This window comes from Streptomyces sp. SID5910 (genome assembly GCF_009862125.1).
GTDB lineage: Bacteria > Actinomycetota > Actinomycetes > Streptomycetales > Streptomycetaceae > Streptomyces.
This window is the reverse complement of record NZ_WWHX01000210.1, coordinates 1-5,009: the sequence shown is the minus strand read 5'-3', so window position 1 is coordinate 5,009 and position 5,009 is coordinate 1. Positions and strand designations below refer to the sequence as shown.

The window sequence follows — 5,009 nt, the reverse complement described above, 5'->3', positions numbered from 1 at the left end:
TCGCGCCCACGCGGCGGAGCCGCACATCGATACAGCCCCGCGCCCCTTAGCGGCGTTGCAGTTCGTGGCGTAGATCGTCCAGCTCGTTTCCGCCTGCCATCTGCCTTGTCAGCTCGTCCAGCGTGACTTCATCTCGCGTATACGACCCCACCATCGTGCCCCTCTTCAGCAGCACGAATCTGTCGCCCACCAAATACGCGTGGTGGGGGTTGTGGGTGATGAGGACTACGCCCAGGCCCTGGTCTCGGGCTGCCGCCACGTACTTCAGGACCACGCCCGACTGCTTCACTCCTAGCGCCGCCGTCGGTTCGTCGAGGACCAGGACCTTCGCGCCGAAGTGCACCGCGCGGGCGATGGCCACGCACTGGCGTTCGCCGCCGGAGAGGGTGCCGATGGGCTGGTCCACGTCGCGCAGGTCGATGCCCATGCGCAGGAGTTCCGCGTGGGTGGTGCGGCGCATGTGGTCGACGTCCATGCGCTTGAAGGGGCCGGCGCCCTTGCGCGGCTCCGAGCCCAGGAAGAAGTTCCGCCAGACCGGCATGAGCGGGACGACGGCCAGGTCCTGGTAGACGGTGGCGATACCGCGGTCCAGGGCCTCGCGCGGCGAGGACAGGCGGGTGTCCTCGCCGTCGAGGGCGAGGGTGCCGCCGTCGTGCTGGTGGAGCCCCGCGATGATCTTGATGAGGGTCGACTTGCCCGCGCCGTTGTCGCCGAGCACGCAGGTGATCTCACCGGCGTGGACGGCCAGCGAGACACCTTCGAGGGCGCGGACGTTGCCGTAGCGCTTGCTGACGCCGGACAGCTCGACGAGGGGCGCCCGGGTTTCGGTCTGCGTCACTTGGTGGCCTCCGCGCGCTTGCGGACCCAGGCGTTGAGCAGGGTCGCGAGGAGCAGCATCGCTCCGAGGAAGAACTTGAACCAGTCGGGGTTCCACTCGGCGAAGACGATGCCCTTGCTGGTCATGCCGAAGATCAGGGCGCCGACCGCCGAGCCGGCGGCGCTGCCGTAGCCGCCGGTGATCAGGCAGCCGCCGATGACGGCCGCGATGATGTAGATCAGCTCGTTGCCGACGCCCTCGCCGGACTGGACGACGTCGTACGAGAAGAGCAGGTGCTGGCCGGAGATCCAGGCGCCGAACGCCACGCCCATGTAGAGGCCGACCTTTGTCCTGGTGACCGGGACGCCGACCGCGCGGGCGGCGTCCTTGTTGCCGCCGACCGCGAAGATCCAGTTGCCGGCGCGGGTGCGCAGCAGGATCCAGCTGACGACGGCGACCAGGGCGAGCCACCACAGGATGGTGACCTTGAAGCCGACCCCGCCGACGGTGATCGTGGAGGCGAAGACGTCGCGGGCGGAGGGGAAGCCCTCCATGTCGTCGATCGACTTGGTGGAGACGGTGCCGTCGATCAGCTTGGTGAAGCCCAGGTTCATGCCGGTCAGCATCAGGAAGGTGCCCAGCGTGATGATGAAGCTGGGCAGCCGGGTGCGGGTCAGCATGAAGCCGTTGAAGGCGCCGATCGCGAGGGTGACCAGCAGGGAGACGCCGACGCCGACCCAGACGTTGGCGGTCATCTGGTAGCTGAACATCGACGACACCAGGGCCGACGAGGTGACCATGACGCCCGCGGACAGGTCGAACTCGCCGCCGATCATCAGCAGCGCCACGGGCACGGCCATGATGCCGATCGTGGACGCGGCGTAGAGCACCGTGCTGAGGCTGGAGGCGCGCAGGAAGCTGTCGGCGAAGAACACGAAGAAGACGAAGACGGCGACCGCGCCGACGACGGAGCCCAGCTCGGGGCGGCCGAGCAGTTTGCGCAGCGCAGAGGTCTGCACGAGCCTCTCGTCGGCGTCCACGGCCTGCGTGGCGCTCATCGGGTGCCCCGCTCCGTGTAGTCGGCCAGCGCGGCGGCGTCGTCCTTGGTGATGATCTGCGGTCCGGTGAGCACCGGCCGGCCGCCGCCGAGGACGTCGGCGTTGTAGCGATACAGCCACAGCAGGTCGACCGCCTCGTAGCCCTGGAGGTAGGGCTGCTGGTCGACGGCGAAGCCGAGGGAGCCGTCCTCCAGGCCCGCGGCCACCTTGCCGTTGAGGTCGAAGGTGTCGATCTCGGCCTTGCTGCCCGCGCTCTCCTTGGCCTGCACGGCGGTGTCGGCGTAGGGGGCGCCGAGGGTGACGACCGCGTCGAGGGACTTGTCCGTCTGGAGCTTGGCCTCGATGGCGGACTGCACGTCGGGCATGCTGGTGCCGTTGACGTAGAGCCGCTGGACCTTGCCGTCGAAGGTCTTCTCGACGCCGTCGCAGCGCTGCTCGTGGCCGACGTTGCCCTGCTCGTGCAGGACGCAGAGGGCCTGCTTGCGGCCGCGCTGGTTCAGTTCCTCGCCGACGGCCTCGCCGGCGATCGTCTCGTCCTGCCCGATGTGGGTGAGCGCCCCGAAGGCCTTGGACTCCTGCGAGCCGGAGTTCACCGTGACCACGGGGATGCCGGCCTTCTCGGCGCGGGCGACGGCGGCCTTCATCGCGTCCGGCTTGGCGAGCGTGACGATGATCCCGTCGACCTTCTTGTCGACGGCCGCGTCCACGAGCTGCGCCTGCTGCTGGGCCTCGTCGTCGTGCGAGTACACGAAGTTGATGTTGTCCTTCCTGGCGGCCTCCTCCGCGCCGCTCTGGACGATGTCCCAGAAGGTGTCGCCATCACCCGAGTGAGTGATCATCGCGAAGGTCCAGCGGGGGGTGCTCACCGCCGCCTTCCCCTCGGCCGCCGCGGCCTTGCGGGCGTCCTCGGCGCGCTTGCCGCCGGTGCTGCTGCACCCGGCCAGGGACACCGACAGTGCCCCTGCCAGTGCGATGCCCACCCATGTCCGAAACCGTGCCACGAGGCCGTGCCCTTCTTGCTGTGCCGTGCTGTGCTGCCGGGCTCTGGAAATCCCAAACGCCCCATTGTCCGACACGGGCATCGGTCATGCGGTGCCGGGGAGCGGCGGTCGGTCACATTGTCCGGACATTGAGACCAACGCGCACGGCGAACCGGGCCCGCCGGTCGGCGCAGGTCAGGGCCGTACGAGCAGCTGGAACTCGAAGGAGTAGCGGGACGGGCGGTAGGTGTGCGTGCCCAGTTCGACCGCGCGCCCCGTGTCGTCGAACGTGGTGCGCCGCATGGTGAGCAGCGGCGCGCCCTCCGCCTCGCCGAGCCGCTCGGCCTCGGCGGCGGTGGCGGCGCGGGCGCCGATGGACTGGCGGGCGCTGTGCAGGGTGATCCCGGCGGCGCGCAGGAGCCGGTAGAGGCCGGTGGCCTCCAGCCGGTCCGTGTCCAGGTCGAGGAGGCCGGGCGGCAGGTGGTTGCACAGGTACGCCATCGGCTCCCCGTGCGCGAGGCGCAGCCGCTCGACCCGGTGCACGTCGCTGCCCTCGGCCACGCCGAGCGCGGCGGCGACCTCGGTCGTGGCCGGTACGACCGTGTTGACCAGGAGTTTGGTGGCCGGGCGCTGTCCGGCCGCCTCCAGGTCGTCGTAGAGGCTGCTGAGTTCCAGCGGGCGTTTGACCTGGCTGTGCACCACCTGGGTGCCGACTCCGCGGCGGCGCACGAGCAGGCCCTTGTCGACCAGGGACTGGATGGCCTGGCGGACGGTGGGGCGGGACAGGCCGAGCCGGGCGGCGAGCTCGATCTCGTTCCCCAGCAGGCTTCCCGGGGTCAGCGCTCCGTGCTCGATCGCCGCCTCCAGCTGCTGCGACAGCTGGAAGTACAGCGGCACGGGGCTGCTGCGATCCACGCTGAGGGACAGCGCCACGGTCGGGTCCACTTCTGGTTTCGGCACGGGCCGAGCGTAGCTCCGTGCGCTGTTGACGGGAAGTCGTGTAGTTCGGTTGTCCGGACATACACATTGACAGCGCCCGGGCTGTGAGCCCACTTTGATTCCATGCGCATCGGGGTCATCGGTACGGGCCGCATCGGCACCGTTCACGCCAACACGCTCAGCCGCCATCGCGACGTCGGGTCCCTGATCCTCACGGACGCGGATCTGGGGCGGGCGCAGGCGCTGGCCCAGCGGCTGGGTGAGACGGCGGCGCCGGGGGTGGACGAGATCTTCCGGTGGGGTGTGGACGCCGTGGTGATCACTACGGCGACGTCGGCCCACGCCGAACTGATCGGCCGGGCGGCGCGCTCGGGGCTGCCGGTGTTCTGCGAGAAGCCCATCGCGCTCGACATGGCCGGCACGCTCCAGGCGATCGCCGAGGTGGAGACCGCGGGGACGATCCTCCAGATGGGCTTCCAGCGCCGCTTCGACGCCGGGTACACGGGGGCGCGGGAGGCGGTGCGGTCGGGGCGGCTGGGCCGGCTGCACACCGTCCGGGCGGTGACGAGCGACCAGGCGCCGCCGCCCGCCGCGTATCTGTCGCAGTCCGGCGGGCTCTACCGGGACACGCTGATCCACGACTTCGACGTGCTGCGCTGGGTGACGGGGCGGGAGGTCGTCGACGTGTACGCGGCCGGGTCCGACGCCGGGCCGCCGCTGTTCCGCGGGGCGGGCGACGTGGACACGGGCGCGGCGCTGCTGACGCTGGACGACGGCACGCTGGCCACAGTGACCGCGACGCGGCTGAACGGCGCGGGGTACGACGTGCGCATGGAGCTGGCCGGGGAGCTGGACCAGATCGTCGTCGGGCTGGACGACCGTACGCCCATCGCGTCGACCGAGCCGACGGGGCCGCCGGCCGCGGACAAGCCGTGGACGGGCTTCGTGGAGCGCTTCGGGCCGGCCTACGAGGCGGAGCTGATGGCGTTCGTGGAGGTGGTCCGCGGGGAGCGGCCCAACCCGTGCGACGGCCGCGAGGCGTTGCGGGCCCTCCAGATCGCCGAGGCGTGCGAGATCTCCCGGCGCGAACGCAGGGCGGTGCGCCCGTCGGAGGTACCGGGCGCGGCGGACCCGGCGGCGGGCTGAGGGGCCCGCGGGTGCCGGGCGCGGCGGACTCGGCAGCGAGCTGACGGGCCCTCCGGATACCGGCCCCGC

General features: G+C 70.9%; 5 protein-coding genes. 1 reads left to right on the top strand and 4 read right to left on the bottom strand.

What is annotated here, in order from left to right; genetic code table 11:
- Positions 1 to 46: 46 nt before the first annotated feature.
- The 4 genes from GTW67_RS07470 to GTW67_RS07455 all read right to left on the bottom strand — a co-directional run bounded on the left by GTW67_RS07470 (position 47) and on the right by GTW67_RS07455 (position 3,788).
- Positions 47 to 838 (bottom strand): ATP-binding cassette domain-containing protein, encoded by a 792-nt coding sequence (locus GTW67_RS07470; protein WP_161164014.1) that lies wholly within the window; start codon positions 836 to 838, stop codon positions 47 to 49.
- Positions 835 to 1,875: an ABC transporter permease gene (locus GTW67_RS07465; RefSeq protein ID WP_161164013.1), complete on the bottom strand. Its 1,041-nt coding sequence runs from the start codon at positions 1,873 to 1,875 to the stop codon at positions 835 to 837. Before GTW67_RS07465 ends, GTW67_RS07470 begins: the two co-directional genes overlap by 4 nt.
- Positions 1,872 to 2,876 (bottom strand): substrate-binding domain-containing protein, encoded by a 1,005-nt coding sequence (locus GTW67_RS07460; protein ID WP_161164012.1) that lies wholly within the window; start codon positions 2,874 to 2,876, stop codon positions 1,872 to 1,874. Before GTW67_RS07460 ends, GTW67_RS07465 begins: the two co-directional genes overlap by 4 nt.
- Positions 2,877 to 3,050: 174 nt before the next feature.
- Positions 3,051 to 3,788, bottom strand: coding sequence for a GntR family transcriptional regulator (locus GTW67_RS07455; RefSeq protein ID WP_346010589.1), 738 nt, complete (start codon positions 3,786 to 3,788; stop codon positions 3,051 to 3,053).
- A gap of 129 nt (positions 3,789 to 3,917) precedes the next feature.
- Between GTW67_RS07455 and GTW67_RS07450 the strand changes: the two genes are divergently transcribed.
- Entirely contained in the window at positions 3,918 to 4,940 is a 1,023-nt protein-coding gene (locus GTW67_RS07450) for a Gfo/Idh/MocA family protein (RefSeq protein WP_161164011.1), read from the top strand.
- Positions 4,941 to 5,009: the final 69 nt, after the last annotated feature.

What these genes read in the sequence shown, in the direction of transcription:
- GTW67_RS07465 (WP_161164013.1), bottom strand. Translation starts at nt 1,875, where the DNA reads ATGAGCGCCACGCAGGCCGTGGACGCCGACGAGAGGCTCGTGCAGACC.
- GTW67_RS07450 (WP_161164011.1), top strand. Translation starts at nt 3,918, where the DNA reads ATGCGCATCGGGGTCATCGGTACGGGCCGCATCGGCACCGTTCACGCC.